We start from the raw sequence: 14807 nt of genomic DNA on the forward strand, positions 1-14807 counted from the left end.
CCCAGGGCATGTCAAAGAGCCGCTGGATGGCCCTGGCAATTCAGGACCACTTCAGGGGAGAGTGGCCTCAGGACTGTCTGGAATTGGCGGGCCGTTTCGCTGACTTTCCGCTATGCAATGAGCCGGCGCAGCTCACAGCTGCCCCGCTTCCCCCCTGATCAAATCCCACACGCTTTGCGCCACGGGCGACAGCTCGCGCTGGCGGCGGCGCACCAGCATGATGTCGCGCTGAACGCGCGGCAGCAGGGGACGGCTTGCGAGGGCGTCGGGGGTGGTGGCGCCACTCGCGGGAGTTCGCCATGCCTGCGGCACGGCCAGTTCCGGCACCACGCTCAGGCCCAGGCCGGCCTGGAGCATGCAGAAGATGGTGGTGGTGTGGCCGACTTCCTGCACGACGGCGGCCTCGGCGTCGTGGGCCTGCAGCGCGGCGTCGATCAGGCGGCGGCTGCCCGAGGCGTGGTCCAGCAGTACCAGCGGCTGGCCGGCCAGGTCGCTCCAGGCCACCTGACGCTTGCGGGCCAGCCGGTGCGTGGCCGGGCAGACCAGGCAAAAGGGCTCGCTGAGTATGGTTTCGCAGTACAGGTCATCGCGGCCCTGCGGGTCGATGACCACGCCGAAGTCCACCTCGCCGCTGCGCACGCTTTGCAGCACGTCGCTCTGGATGCGGTCCAGCAGCAGCAGCTCGATGCCCGGCGCCTGCTCGCGGCAGCGCGCAATGCAGCGCGGCATCAGGTGGGCAGACAGCGTGGGGCTGCTGGCCACGCGCACCTTGCCCAGGCGCTGGGTGGCCAGGCCGCTGACTTCGAGCAGGCACTCATCCAGCGCGTCCAGCACGCGCGTGGCATGGCCCTGCAGCAGGCGGCCGGCGTCGGTCAGCTCCACCTCGCGCGTGGTGCGGTGCAAGAGCTGCACGCCCAGGGCCTGCTCCAGCTCGGTGACATTGCGGCTGACGGCAGGCTGGGTGAGCGCCATCAGCTCGCCCGCGCGGCTGAAGTTGCGGCTTTCCGCCACGGCAAGGAAGGCGCGCAGCTGGCGCAGGCTGATATTCATACGGAAAAATTATAAAACCATCAGATAAATCCATTTCTCTTTTCAATGGCCGTGGCGTCCAATCGGGGCCTTGCAGCCTGGCTGCACGAACCGATAGTTAGTTGGAGAGAGTTTTCCCATGGCACGCCCCCGCTTCGCCCCTGACAATTTCACGCTGATGCTGCTGTCCACCGTGGCACTGGCCAGCTTCCTGCCCGCCTCGGGCGCCGTATCGCAATGGCTGGAGGTGGCGACCACGCTCATGGTCAGCCTGCTGTTCTTCCTGCACGGCGCCAAGCTCTCGCGCGAGGCCATCTTTGCCGGCATAGGCCACTGGCGCCTGCACCTGACCATCTTCGCGGCCACCTTCGTGCTCTTTCCCCTGCTGGGCTGGGCGCTGCGCCCCGTGCTGGAGCCCCTGGTCACGCCCGAGATGTACATGGGCGTGCTCTTCCTGTGCACGCTGCCGGCCACGGTGCAGTCAGCCATCGCCTTCACGGCCATGGCGCGCGGCAACATGCCCGCTGCCGTGTGCAGCGCATCGGCCTCCACGCTGATGGGCATCGTGATCACGCCCATCCTGGTCAGCATGCTGCTGCACAAGAGCGCCGAAGGGGGCGATGCGCTGCAGGCCATCGGCAAGATCGCGCTGCAGCTGCTGCTGCCCTTTGTGCTGGGCCATCTGCTGCGGCCCGTGATCGGCGGCTTCATCTCGCGCCATGCCAAGCGCGTGAAGTTCGTGGACCAGGGCTCCATCCTGCTGGTGGTGTACACGGCCTTCAGCGCCGCCGTCATCAGCGGCCTGTGGCAGCAGACGCCCCTGCCTGCGCTGCTGGGCCTGCTGCTGCTGTCGTCCATCCTGCTGGCCCTGGTGCTGGTCATCACGTCCTGGACGGCGCGCCGCCTGGGCTTTTCCAAGGAGGACGAGATCACCCTGGTGTTCTGCGGCTCCAAGAAGAGCCTGGTCAGCGGCGTGCCCATGGCCAAGGTGCTGTTCGAGTCCAGCGCCGTGGGCGCCATCGTGCTGCCGCTGATGATCTTCCACCAGCTGCAGCTCATGGTCTGCGCCGTGCTGGCCCAGCGCTATGCACGCCGGCCCATGCACCCCGAGGCGATCGAGGATGGCGCCGTGCCCGCCAGCGCTGCGCCGGCCGCCAAGGCCGGAACGGCGCCGGCCAAATAAGGCACTGGCGCGCTCCCACAACGAAAAAGCCTGGCTCTCGCGCCAGGCTTTTTTGCATCTCAGCCCTTCAGGGCCAGGTTGTTGAGCTTGTCCAGTCGTTCAGGCCAGGTTCCCTGCTGCGCCGACTGCAGCAGGATGCGCGTCCAGGCGATCCAGGCGTCCCACTGCACGCGCTTGTCCCAGGCATTGCCCCAGCCGCTGAAGCACTGCAGCGCGCTGGTGGCTGCGCGCGCGGCGTCGTCGGCGCGGCCGGCAGACAGGTAGAGCTGGGCCAGTACCATTTGCGGCTCGCCCACCCAGGGGTTCAGGCGCACGGCGCTTTCCAGCACGGCCGTGGCGGCGTCCAGGTCCACCAGCGGCTGGTCCAGCTGGATCACCGACCAGTACAGCGACACGGCAGCGGCCTCGTCGCCGGGCGACAGCTGCCGGCTGCAATGGTCGAACACCGGCGGCAGCGGCAGCTGGGCGCGCAGCGCCGGGTGCTGCAGCGCACGGCCCAGGTCACTGATCTGGCTGAGCATGCGGCTGGCAGGCCGCATGGGACCGGGCCACAGCGAGGCCGCCCAGTGCACGCCCTGCTGCCGCTGGTTCTGCACCTGCGGAAACTGCGAATAGATGTCTTCCTGCCAGCTGAACCACTGCTCCATGGCATCGGCCATGCTCACGATGGTGAAGGCCGCCACCTCATAGGCGCTCAGGCGCTGGCTGCGGCCGGCGGATTCCAGCGCCATGGAGCCGTCTTCGGCCAGGTCGCCGGCCAGGATCTTCTGCATGAACTGCGTGCGGCTCATGGTGCAGAACAGGTAGACCAGGTGCTCGGCGCCCTCGCCCACCAGTTCGCGCAGGCGGCCGCGCTCGCTGCCCGCGTCGAACTTGACCAGGTCCACGAAGGCGTTGCCGTAGACGCTGTGCAGCAGGCCCAGCAGGCGCACGTCGCGCGGCTGGCGCCACAGCGCCAGCGAACGGGCCACGCCCGCCAGGTGGTGGCGGAAGGTGCCGGCCTTGTGCCAGTCCCGGCCCACGCCGCGCGCCAGCACCACGGGCAGCACAGGAGCGAGGTCGGCATCCTTGGCCAGCCATTCCTCGTCCAGCAGGTCCTGGGCGCGCGTGAACAGCGCATCGTCAAGTGTCTGGAACAGTGTCGGGACAGGCAGGCTCATGCGGGCACCTCCATGGCAGCGGCGGGCCGCTGGGTATATTGCGCCACCCAGCCCGCCGTATCGGCGAACAGGCGCAGCGCCTTGATGCGCCGCGTGGCGGTCAGCGTGAAGCGGTGCTCCACGCCGGCCGGTATGCGCAGGTAGTCGCCGGGCTGCACGCGCAGCACGCGCTCTTGGCCGTGGGCATCAAAAAATCCGAACAGGCCTTCGCCTTCAAGGACGTAGCGCACCTCGTCATCGGCATGGGTGTGAGGCTTGTCGAAGCGCTCCAGCGCCTCGTCCAGGCCCGGCGTGCCTGGGTGCAGCACGACCAGGTCCATGCTGTGGTAGCCATGGGCCACGCATTCGTCGACCACCAGCATGCCCACGGCCTGGACCACGGTGGCCTTGCCGCCGTCGTCCAGCTGGGCCTGCGCCAGCAGCGCGGCCAGGCCGGGCTCGGGCGCCAGCGGGCGGTGCTGCCATTGCACGCCGATGGCGGCCACGAAGTCCGCGTCGGAAACCCGGTGGGATGCGAGGCTGCCCATGCTCTTACCAGGCCGCCGTGTAGGCGCCCTTGAACTGCGTGTCGATGAACTGGCGCACCTCGGGCGACTGATAGGCCTTGACGAAGGCCTGCAGGCCCGCGTCCTTTTCATGGCCGGCGCGCGTGGCGATCAGCACGGTCACGTACGGCGTGTCCGTGGCTTCCAGCGCCAGCGAATCCTTTTGCGGCGACAGGCCTGCGGCCACGGCGTAGCTGCTGTTGACGGCGGCAGCGTCCAGGTCGTCCAGCGAGCGCGCCAGCTGGGCGGCCTCCAGCTCGACGAACCTCAGCTTCTTCGGATTGGCCGTGATGTCCAGCACCGAGGCACGGGCGCCCGCGCCGGTCTTCAGTTCGATCAGCTTTTGCGCGGCCAGCACCATCAGCGCACGCGAGCCATTGGTGGGGTCGTTGGGGATGCCCACGCGCGCACCGCTCTTGAGGTCGGCCAGGCTTTTGATCTTCTTGGAGTACACGCCCATCTGCTGGTTGACCGCACGGGCCACGGGCACGAGCTTGTAGCCGCGGTCCTTGTTCTGGGCGTCCATGAAGGGCTGGTGCTGGTAGATGTTGGCATCCAGCTCACCCTGCGACAGCGCCGCATTGGGCTGGATGAAGTCGCCGAACTCGACCAGCTTCACCTTCAGGCCGTTCTTCTCGGCCACTTTCCTGGCCACCTCGGCGATCTGGGCATGCGGGCCCGAGGTCACGCCGATGGTGACCGAGCCGTCGGCCGCATGGGCCGGCAGCGCGGCCATTCCCGCCAGGGGCAGGACGGCAGCCAGGGCCAGCGATTGAAGCAATGCGCGCTTTTTCATGGAATCCCTCTTTCAGACAATCTCGCGGCAGCTTGCCGCCCCGGCCACGCCAGCCGCACCGGCCGCCGGGGTGTGTGGATCAGCGGTGGCTCAACCTGCGCACCGCCCAGTCGCCCAGGCTCTGGATGGCCTGCACGAAGAAGATCAGGATGATGACCACGGCCAGCATCACATCGGGCAAAAAGCGCTGGTAGCCGTAGCGGATGCCCAGGTCGCCCAGGCCGCCGCCGCCAATGGCGCCGGCCATGGCCGAGTAGCCGGTCAGGCTCACGAAGCTGATGGTCAGGCCCGCCACGATGCCGGGCAGCGCCTCGGGCAGCAGGATCTTCCAGACGATCTGGCCCGTGGTGGCGCCCATGGACTGGGCCGCTTCCACCAGGCCGTTGTCCACCTCGCGCAGCGCGGTCTCCACCAGGCGCGCCACGAAGGGGGCTGCCGCAATGGTCAACGGCACCACGGCCGCCCAGGTGCCGATGGACGAGCCCGTGATCAGACGCGTCAGCGGGATGATGGCGACCAAAAGGATGATGAAGGGGGTGGAGCGCAGGGCATTGACGATCCAGCCCACGATCTTGTTGGCCGGGCCGTTCTGCAGCACGCCGCCGTGGTCGGTCAGGCGCAGGAACACACCCAGGGGAATGCCGATCAGGCCGCCCACCAGGCCCGAGACGCCGACCATGATGATGGTCTCCCACAGCGAGCTGACGAACAGCTCCAGCATCATTTCCGAAAAATTCTCAAACATCGCTCAATCCCTGGTGGAAACGATCTGCACCTGCACGCCGGTGGCGCGCAGATGGTCCACGGCGGCATCGATCTTTGCCGCGTCGCCGCTGGCGAAAACGGCCAGCGAGCCGAAGGTCTGCTCCTGGATCTCGTCGATCTGGCCATGCAGGATGGACAGGTCCAGCCCCAGCTCGCGGATCAGGTGCGACAGGATGGGCTGGTAGGCGCTCTCGCCCGCATACGACAGGCGCAGCAGCCGGCCTTGCTGGCCGGGCGCCAGCTGGGCGGCCAGCGCATTCACGCGCACGGCCACCGACTCCGGCAGTTGCTGGGGAACGATCTCGTCGATCAGGCTGCGCGTGATGGCCTGCTGCGGGCGCGTGAACACGTCGATCACGGGGCCCAGCTCGGCAATCTCGCCGCCGTCAATCACGGCCACGCGGTCGGCGATCTGCTTGATCACCTGCATCTGGTGCGTGATCAGCACCACGGTCAGGCCCAGCTCCCGGTTGACCTTGCGCAGCAGGTCCAGGATGGAGCGCGTGGTCTCGGGGTCCAGGGCCGAGGTGGCTTCGTCCGACAGCAGCACCTTGGGGTGGCTGGCCAGCGCGCGCGCAATGCCCACGCGCTGCTTTTGCCCGCCCGAGATCTGCGCCGGATAGCGGTCGCGCAGCGCGCTCAGGCCCACCAGGTCCAGCAGCGGGTCCACGCGCTTCTTGATGTCGTCGGCCGACATGCCCGCCAGCTCCAGCGGCAGCGCGGCGTTGTCGAACACCGTGCGCGAGGACAGCAGGTTGAAATGCTGGAACACCATGCCGATGTCGCGGCGCGCCGTGCGCAGCTCGGCATCGCTCAGCTGCATCAGGTCACGGCCGCCCACCAGCACCTGGCCCGAGGTCGGGCGATTGAGCAGGTTCAGGCAGCGCACCAGCGAGCTTTTGCCCGCGCCGCTGCGGCCGATGATGCCGAACACCTCGCCCGACTCGATCTGCAGGTTGATGCCCCGCAAGGCATGGACGGGCCCGGTGGGGCCCTTGTAGGTCAGGGAAAGATCCCGAATCTCGATCATGAAAAAACGCCGCGGCGCAGGACGGCCTGGGGACGCCGCTGCGCATTGTTGGGAAGTGGGAGCAAATATAGGTTGCGCGTATAAAAACGCAAACTATAAAAAAATAAAGTAATAAGAAGCTCCGGTTATGCCCGGGACTTCACTACTTTCTGCACAACCCTCAACTATGCCTGAATGTGGACACGCCCTTGCCCTGCCGGGCTATGCGCGGCGCCACGGAGCACTGCGGAAAGGCCGTTCTTGCGGCGGCGTCTGATTGACAGTGCGGCCGGCACGCTGCCGTCGCGGCCTGGCGGCCCCGGCCCGCTCCTGCTTTTGACGATGGCAGGCACCCGCCGCTGCCGCCGCGCTGACGCCAGAAGCAGCCTTTGCTGACAGGCCGCGCGGCATGCGCCCTCCTACAGTGGGCTCAACCCCACAGGAGAAGAGCGCCATGCGCCCAGAACAACACTCCGGCGCCGGCAGCCAGGCCGGCACGGCTCCCTTGTCGCGGCGCGGCTTTCTGCAGGCCGCCAGCATCGCAGGCGTCAGCGTCTGGGTGGCGCCGCTGGCCAGCCAGGCCTATGCAGCCCTCTTTGAAGACCGCGTGCTCGGCAGCGTGGCCCGCGAGCCGGCCACGCAGCTGCCGCGCATGCGGCTCGATGGGCGCTCCAAGGTCATGGGCGCCAAGGTCTTCGCCCGCGACATCCGCGCACGCGACATGCCGCACTGGCCCCAGCAGCAATCCCATGCCTTCATCGTGCGCACCACGCTGGCCGACCGGCTGTTCGACGGCATGGACCTGTCTTCCCTGGACGGCGAGCTGACACCCGACCGCGTGGTCACGGCCGACGACCTGGCGCGCGACGGCCTGGCCTTTCCCGAGTTCTATGGCGAAGACATGCTGCTGCACGCAGGCAAGACCCCCGCCTACCTGGGCCAGGCCGTGGCCATCCTGATCTACCACGACTTCGCGCGCTTTCGCTTTGCCAAGGAAAGGCTGCAGGCCACGGCCGGCGTCATCCGCTACGGCCGCATCACGGGCGCGCTGGACCGTCCGCCCTGGGGCGTGTTCCGCTATGTGCGCCAGGGCGGTGCCACGGCCTTTGACGACGACGTGTTCTCCAGCCTGCGCGATGCCCCGCTGTTCCCCGCCGAACGCAAGCCGCTGGTCTGGCCGCAGATCTCCAAGGCCGACGCGGTCACGGCACGCGGCCTGCGCGCGGCCGAGCAGATCGCCCAGGAGCTGGCCACGCCGCCCGCCGACTGGCTGGTGCTGCAGCGCCACTACGCCACGCAATCGGTGGACACGGCCGCGCTGGAGCCCGACAACGCCAACTGCTGGTATGACGCGGCCACGCAAAGCCTGCACATGGTGCTGGCCACGCAGTCGCCGCACGAGGTGGCCGAATGGGCTGCGCAGATGGTGCAGGCCAGCAGGTTCCCGCTCAAGAAACTCTTCGTCCACCCGTGCTACACGGTGGGCTACGGCTCCAAGGACCACGCGCCCATGCCCTACTACGGCCTGGTCTGCGCGCTGTATGCGGACGGCAAGCCCGTGCGCCTGGCCAATGACCGGTTCGAGCAGTTCCAGTCCTCGCTCAAGCGCCATGCCTTCGAGATCGACTACACCATGGCCATCGACAGGAAGACCGGCCTCTTCCAGAGCCTGGTGGCCAACATGACGGCCAATGGCGGCGGCCGGGCCAACTTCTCGCCCTCGGTCGCCATGGTCGGCGGCACGGCGGCGCAGTCCATCTACTACTTTCCCAAGAACGACATCACCGCCGTGGCCCTGGCCAGCCGCGCGCTGGACGCGGGCTCGGCACGCGGCTACGGCACGCTGCAGAGCATGGCGGCCACCGAAATGATGGTGGACGAAATCGCCGAACTGCTGCAGATCGACCCCATCGAGCTGCGCCTGCGCAACGTGCTGACCTCGGGCGCCAAGAACACCCAGGGCGCCATTGCCGCCGGTGCCCTGCGCGCCGACGAGGTGCTGGAGCGCGCCCGCCGCCATCCGCTGTGGACCGAGCGCGCCAAGCGCAAGACCGCCTACGAGGCCAGCCACCCCGGCCAGCGCTACGGCGTGGGCTTTGCCTGCGTACAAAAAGACTTCGGCACGGGCGGCGAGGCGGCCTTCGCCCGCATCGAAATATCGCCCCAGGGCCGCGTGCTGCTGCACCACTCGGGCACCGAGATCGGCACGGGCATGGGCACCTCGCAGGCCCAGCTGTGCGTGCAATGGTTCGGCAAGCCCGCCGACGAGCTGCAGACCGCCTGCCTGGACTGGCCGGAGCTGCCGCTCAAGGCCGAGGGCGACAACTACACCATGCCCCAGGCCGACCAGGACCGCTTCGCCACCCGGCCGCTGTGGACGCCGGTCTACGCCTCGCCGGCCAGCGCCAGCAACTCGGCCTACTACTACAGCCACGCCACCAGCGAGACGGCGCGCGTGGTCTTCGAGCACGGCCTGTGGCCGGCCGCCGTCGCCATCTGGAGCCAGGGCACGGGCGGCGGCCAGAAGGCGCCCTACGTGGTGCGCCGCGAGGACGCGCGCTGGGTCAACGGCATGCTCACGGCCAACGGCATGCAGCCGCTGTCCCTGCAGGCCCTGGCCCAGAAGGCCCATGCCATGCAGCTGGTCACGGGCGCCGTGGGCCATACCTTCAACCGCTGGCAATGGGCCGAGGCGGACTTCGACATCCTGGGCACCAGCGCGCGCCGGCCGCTGGACGCGCTGGCCGTGCGCCTGGGCAGCGCGCCCGATGCTGGCGCCGTCACGCCGGCCCCTGACACCACCGACACGCCGCAGGCGGCCACACCCGTCGAGGCCTCTGTCACCGCGCGGCGCAGCGCCGCCGGCTACCGCATGATTGCGCGGCGCAACCTGTTCTATCCGCCCATGCAGCGCAACAACGCGGGCGTCACCTACTACAGCGCCAATGCGGCCCTGGTCGAGCTGGCGGTGGACACGGGCACGGGCGCAGTCGAGCTGCTGGCCCACCACTCCATCATGGAGTGCGGGCGGCCCATCGTGCCCGAGCTGGTGCACGGCCAGCTCGAAGGCGGCATCGCCATGGGCATAGGCCATGCGCTGTACGAAACCATGCCGCTGTACGAGGGCGGCCCCGGCGACGGCAACTGGAACTTCCACCGCTACCACCTGCCGCGCGGCAGCGAGGTGGCGGTCTGGAAGCAGACGGCCGAGCTGCTGGCACCTCTGTCGGACACCGATCCGCCCAAGGGCATTGCCGAGGTGGTGATGATTCCCATCGTCGCCGCCATCGTCAACGGACTGCATCACGCCATAGGCAAGCGTTTCCATGACCTGCCCGTGACCCCGCAAAAGATCAGGGAGGCACTCGCACCATGAGCCTTGTCCCGCGCCCCTTGTCGCTGACCGTCAACGGCCAGAGCGTCGGCCCCATGGACGTGCCCGAAGGCATGCCCATGATCGACTTCCTGCACGAATACCTGAACCTCACCGGCTCGCGCCTGGGCTGCGGCATCGGCGAATGCCGGGCCTGCACCATCATCGTGGACGGGCCCGAGGGCAGCCGCGAAATGCGCACCTGCATCACCGGCGCCCACTACTTCCAGGGCCGCAAGGTCCGCACCATCGAAGGCATTGCCGACCCGGCCGGCGCGGACACCGCGCCCCTGCCCTCGCCCGGCGCCTCGGGCCAGCCGCGCAAGGTCATCGCCATCAGCCCCGTGCAGCAGAAGTACCTGGAGCATTTCAGCTTCCAGTGCGGCTACTGCACGCCGGGCTTCGTCATCGCCGCCACGGTGCTGGTCGAGCGCCTGGCCAAGGCACCCATCCGCGCGGCCGATGTGGAACAGGTCGTGGGCGAGGCGCTGCAGCCCCACCTGTGCCGCTGCACCGGCTATGTGCGCTACTACGCGGCCGTGAAGGACCTGGTCCTGAACACGCCCGGGCTGACCTTGAAAGGATGAGCGCCATGTCCGCCGCCGACCCCAGCGCAGCCGCCGCCGCGCCACCCGCAGACTACAGCGGTGCCCGCCCCCCGCCACCGCGCAGGCCCAGGCGCCGCTGGCGCGGGCTGCTGCTCGTCCTCCTGCTGCTGGCCGTGCTGTTTGCCATTGCCGCCGTCTGGGGCAACCGGCCCCATGTGCCGCAGCGCGAGCCGCAGGCCGTGCACCGCAGCCCCCAGCAGCTGGCCCAGGGCCTGTACCTGGCGCGCGCCGCCGACTGCATGGCCTGCCATGACGGGGTGGGTGGCATAGGTGGCGCCCGGGAAGGCCAGCCCTTTGCGGGCGGCAAGCCCCTGCCCACGCCCTTCGGCACCCTCTACGGCACCAACATCACCCCCGACCCCGACCACGGCATAGGCCGCTGGACGGCCGAGGAATTCCACGCCGCCGTCACCCGCGGCACGGCGCCGGGCGGGCGCCAGCTCTACCCGGCCATGCCCTATGCCTCCTACCACCTGATGAGCCGCGAAGACTCGGACCTGATCTACGGCTACCTGATGAACATCCGGCCCGTGGCCCAGCCCAACACCAAGCCCGCCCTGCCCTTCCCCTTCAACCTTCGCGTGCTGATGTTCGGCTGGAAGACGCTGTTCCTGTCCAGCGCGCCGCTGCCCGTGGGCTCGCAGGGCCAGAGCCCGGCCTGGCTGCGCGGGCAGTACCTGGGCAATGTCATGGGCCACTGCGCCGAATGCCACACGCCGCGCGGCATGTTCGGCCAGATGCAGAAGGACCGCTGGCTGCAGGGCGGCACGCTGTCGCTGTTCACGGCCCCCGGCATCACCGCCGAAGCCCTGGCCGCACGCGGCTGGACGCGCGAGGGCATGGCCCAGTTCCTGCAGACGGGCTTCTCGGCCCACGGCAGCGCCTTCGATGAAATGCACGAGGTCATCGCCAACAGCACCCGGTACCTCACGGCCGAGGACATGACGGCGCTGTCCACCTTCCTGCTGGGCGACAACCCGCCCGCGCCCCAGCCCCTGCCGGCCGCCGCGCCCCCGGACTCCGGCACCGGCAACAGCGCGGGCAACAGCGCCGGCAACAGCGCCGGCAATGGCGCGGTCAACGGCGCGGGCACGCTGGACGCGGGCCGGGGCCACTACATGGCGCTGTGCGCCAGCTGCCACGGCAGCGAGGGCCTGGGCCGCAGCCTCACGATGCCCCCGCTCAAGGGCAACAGCACCGTGCGCCAGGCCGACGCCCGCAACCTGGTGCTGGCCATCCTCGTAGGCCTGCCCAAGCACCCGGCCACCCAGCAGGGCCCCACGCCCCTGCCCGGCATGCCCGGCTTCATGCAGGAGCTGACCGATGGCGAAGTCGCCGCCCTGGCCAACTACACCCGCACCGCCCTGGGCGGCCAGCCTGCCGACGTGACCGCCGCCCAGGTGGCCGACCTGCGCAGCGCAGCCGGAAAGTCAGGGCACAAGGCTGCGCCGTGAAACACCGGCTGTTCTACGGAGCCCAACCCGTATGCCCGCGCCTGCGGCGTGGCGGTTGCGGGGTTGCAAGCCTGCCGAAGGACAGGCTTGCTTCGTCATCTGACTCGCCGTGATGTTTGAGTGAAGCGCGCAGCGCGCAACGAGTTTCACGGCGAACCCCGCAACCGCCACGACGCAGGTTGCCCGCAGCGAAGCGGAGGGTCGCGGACATCCGGGTCGCCTTCTTTGATCTGACCTTTCTTGGCGAATCAAGAAAGGGCAGTCGGCTGCCGGGCCGAGACCCGGCCTCGAAAAACAACCACCCGGCAGGGGGAAATGAGCCCCCCTGCACTCGCTGACAAGCCGCGGTCACAGCCCCAAAACACAAGCCCATTGTTTCCACCACGGAACCAACCGCGTTCCACCACCCTCCTTTGCCAGCCGCCCCTGTCTCCCTAGAGTGAAAGCAAAAGGAGACAAGCATGTTCGAAGCCAATCTATTCCAGGGCCAGCGCGTCCTGATCACCGGGGGCGGCACGGGGCTGGGCCTGGCCATGGCGGCCAAGCTGGCGGAGCTGGGTGCCGAGCTGCACCTGTGCGGCCGGCGGCATTCCGTGGTGCAGCAGGCCTGCGAGATGCTGAACAACGACACGGGCGCGCAGGCCTTTGCGCATGAACTCGACATTCGCCAGCCCGAGGCCGTGCACACCGTCATCGACCGCATCTGGGCCGAACACGGCCCGCTGACGAGCCTGGTCAACAACGCGGCCGGCAACTTCGTCAGCCGCACCGAGGACCTGAGCATCAACGGCTTCCATGCCATCTCGGACATCGTCTTCCGGGGCACCTTCTACGTCACCCAGGCCGTGGGCCGCCGCTGGATCGCCGAAGGGCTGCCGGGCTCGGTGCTGTCCATCGTCGTCACCTGGGTGGATACGGGTTCGCCCTTCGTCGTGCCCTCGGCCATGTCCAAGGCCGGGCTGGACGCCATGACCAAATCGCTGGCCGTGGAATGGGGCCCCAAGCACATACGGTTCAACGCGATTGCACCGGGCGTGATTCCCACCCAGGGCGCCAGCCAGCGCCTGCGCCCCAGGATCGACGGCAACGAGGACTCGGCCGACCGCCGCCGCCTGGACAACCCCACGCGCCGCCTGGGCACGGGCGAGGACATCGGCAACATGGCCGCCTTCATCCTGGCCCCGGGCAACACCTGGCTCAACGGCCAGACCATCACGCTGGACGGCGGCGACGCCCTGGCCAACGGCGCCTACTTCACCGAATACCAGGCCTGGGACGATGCCGACTGGGCGCGCGCCCGGCAGATGGCCAAGGCCGCCAACCAGCCCAACGTCAACGATGGGGAGCAGGAGGCCACGCCCACATGAGCACCGCCGCCACGCCCCATTCCACCCTGGTCTTCGAACAGCGCACGCTGACCGGCGCCGCCCAGCAGCAGCGCGGCCGCCAGCTGGCCCAGGGCCTGCGCAGCCTGGGCCTGGCCGAAGGCGACGTGCTGGCCGTCTTCCTGCGCAACGGCATCGAATACGCCGACGTGGTCCATGCCTGCCGCATTGCGGGCATCTACTACTGTCCCATCAACTGGCATTTCACGGCCACGGAGATCGACTACATCCTGGCCGACAGCGGCGCCCGCGCCCTCATCACCAGCCAGGACCTGCTCGACGGCCTCAAGGGCGAACTCTATGCGGACCTGCCCCGGCGCGTCGCCCACGCACGCGAGCCGGAGCAGGACTACGAAACCTGGCTGGCCGCCCAGGCACCCTACGACGGCCCGCTGGTCGCGCCGCGCGGCCACATGGCCTATACATCGGGCACCACGGGCCGCCCCAAGGGCGTGCTGCGCAAGGCGTTTCCCGTGGAAGAACTGCCCCGGCGCCTGGCCGTGAACCAGGCGCTGATCGCCACCGCCTACGGCCTGCAGCCCGGCGCGCGCACCCTGCTGACCGCGCCCATCTACCACAGCGCGCCCAGCCTGTACTTCCAGAACGCGCTCATGCTCAGCGAGCTGGTGGTGCTGGAGCAGCGCTTCGACCCCGAGCGCTTCCTGCAGCTGGTGCAGGAGCACCGCATCGACACCGCCTACATGGTGCCCATCATGTACGTGCGCCTGCTCCGGCTGCCGCGCGAAGTGCGCGAGCGCTACGACATCTCCTCGCTGCGCTTCATCGCCTCCACCGGCTCGCCCTGCGCGCCCGAGGTCAAGAAGGCCATGATCGAGTGGATGGGACCCATCATCAACGAGACCTATGCCTCCAGCGAGTCGGGCCTGGTCACCTTCATCGGCTCGGCCGACGCCCTCACCCACCCGGGCAGCGCGGGCCTGCCGCTGCAGGACGCCGAGGTCCGCATCCTCGACAGGCAGGGCCAGGCCCTGCCCACGGGCGAGGTGGGCCTGATCTACGTGCGCCAGCCCGCCTATGCCGACTTCACCTACAAGGGCAACGAAGAGGCCCGCCGCAAGATGGACCAGGGCGGCCTCATCACCCTGGGCGACATGGGCTACCTGGACGAAGAAGGCTTTCTCTACGTCTGCGACCGCGACTCGGACATGGTGATCTCCGGTGGCGTGAACATCTACCCGGCCGAGATAGAGAACGAGCTGCTCAAGCACCCCGGCATAGCAGACTGCGCCGTCATCGGCGTGCCCGATGCCGAGTACGGCGAACGGCTGCTGGCCCTGGTCGAGCCCGGCCAGTCAGGCACACTGCCCGAGGCCGAACTGAAAGAATGGCTGCGCGGCCGGCTGGCGGCCTACAAGCTGCCGCGCAGCTTCGTCTTCCAGCGCCTGCCCCGCGACGACAACGGAAAGATCGCCAAAAGAAAGCTGCGCGACGCCCACTGGGGCGCGACGCAGCGCAAGATCTGAACCCGCCAACACCGAA

12 protein-coding genes are annotated in these 14807 nt (G+C 68.7%); 6 read left to right on the top strand and 6 right to left on the bottom strand.

The genetic code is table 11. The annotated features are described in order from the left end of the window. Positions 1-132 precede the first annotated feature (132 nt). A complete protein-coding gene (locus U6958_RS20265) occupies positions 133-1050 on the bottom strand; it encodes a LysR family transcriptional regulator (protein WP_074923633.1) in 918 nt (305 codons plus the stop codon). 118 nt (positions 1051-1168) lie between these two features. Between U6958_RS20265 and U6958_RS20270 the strand changes: the two genes are divergently transcribed. Continuing rightward, positions 1169-2212, top strand: a complete 1044-nt coding sequence (locus U6958_RS20270; protein WP_043791305.1) for a bile acid:sodium symporter family protein — start codon at positions 1169-1171, stop codon at positions 2210-2212. A gap of 59 nt (positions 2213-2271) precedes the next feature. Here the strand turns inward: U6958_RS20270 and U6958_RS20275 are convergent, their stop codons facing one another. From U6958_RS20275 to U6958_RS20295, 5 genes are all read right to left on the bottom strand, one after another. Then, complete coding sequence (locus U6958_RS20275) at positions 2272-3372, bottom strand: DUF6817 domain-containing protein (protein ID WP_074923634.1); 1101 nt, start codon at positions 3370-3372, stop codon at positions 2272-2274. Continuing rightward, positions 3369-3899 carry a cupin domain-containing protein gene (locus tag U6958_RS20280; protein ID WP_016454656.1) on the bottom strand — a complete coding sequence of 177 codons (531 nt, stop codon included), beginning with the start codon at positions 3897-3899 and terminating at the stop codon, positions 3369-3371. The genes U6958_RS20275 and U6958_RS20280 overlap by 4 nt, the downstream gene beginning before the upstream one ends. Positions 3900-3903: 4 nt before the next feature. Next, on the bottom strand, positions 3904-4713 hold the full coding sequence (locus U6958_RS20285) for a MetQ/NlpA family ABC transporter substrate-binding protein (RefSeq protein WP_012205012.1): 810 nt from the start codon (positions 4711-4713) through the stop codon (positions 3904-3906). Between the two features lie 79 nt (positions 4714-4792). Then, positions 4793-5458: a methionine ABC transporter permease gene (locus U6958_RS20290; RefSeq protein WP_012205011.1), complete on the bottom strand. Its 666-nt coding sequence runs from the start codon at positions 5456-5458 to the stop codon at positions 4793-4795. A gap of 3 nt (positions 5459-5461) precedes the next feature. Further along, positions 5462-6508 carry a methionine ABC transporter ATP-binding protein gene (locus tag U6958_RS20295; RefSeq protein WP_016448088.1) on the bottom strand — a complete coding sequence of 349 codons (1047 nt, stop codon included), beginning with the start codon at positions 6506-6508 and terminating at the stop codon, positions 5462-5464. 433 nt (positions 6509-6941) lie between these two features. On the opposite strand from U6958_RS20295, the gene U6958_RS20300 reads away from it, so the two are divergent. The 5 genes from U6958_RS20300 to U6958_RS20320 all read left to right on the top strand — a co-directional run bounded on the left by U6958_RS20300 (position 6942) and on the right by U6958_RS20320 (position 14791). Then, positions 6942-9863 (top strand): xanthine dehydrogenase family protein molybdopterin-binding subunit, encoded by a 2922-nt coding sequence (locus U6958_RS20300; protein WP_074923635.1) that lies wholly within the window; start codon positions 6942-6944, stop codon positions 9861-9863. After that, a complete protein-coding gene (locus U6958_RS20305; protein ID WP_074923636.1) occupies positions 9860-10447 on the top strand; it encodes a (2Fe-2S)-binding protein in 588 nt (195 codons plus the stop codon). The genes U6958_RS20300 and U6958_RS20305 overlap by 4 nt, the downstream gene beginning before the upstream one ends. 5 nt (positions 10448-10452) lie before the next feature. Beyond that, entirely contained in the window at positions 10453-11922 is a 1470-nt protein-coding gene (locus U6958_RS20310) for a cytochrome c (RefSeq protein WP_083393679.1), read from the top strand. 461 nt (positions 11923-12383) lie between these two features. Continuing rightward, entirely contained in the window at positions 12384-13289 is a 906-nt protein-coding gene (locus U6958_RS20315) for an SDR family oxidoreductase (RefSeq protein WP_074923637.1), read from the top strand. Beyond that, positions 13286-14791, top strand: a complete 1506-nt coding sequence (locus tag U6958_RS20320; protein WP_074923638.1) for an acyl-CoA synthetase — start codon at positions 13286-13288, stop codon at positions 14789-14791. Before U6958_RS20315 ends, U6958_RS20320 begins: the two co-directional genes overlap by 4 nt. Positions 14792-14807: the final 16 nt, after the last annotated feature.

The sequence above is a fragment of the Delftia lacustris genome, assembly GCF_040267515.1.
GTDB classification, from domain to species: domain Bacteria; phylum Pseudomonadota; class Gammaproteobacteria; order Burkholderiales; family Burkholderiaceae_C; genus Comamonas; species Comamonas tsuruhatensis.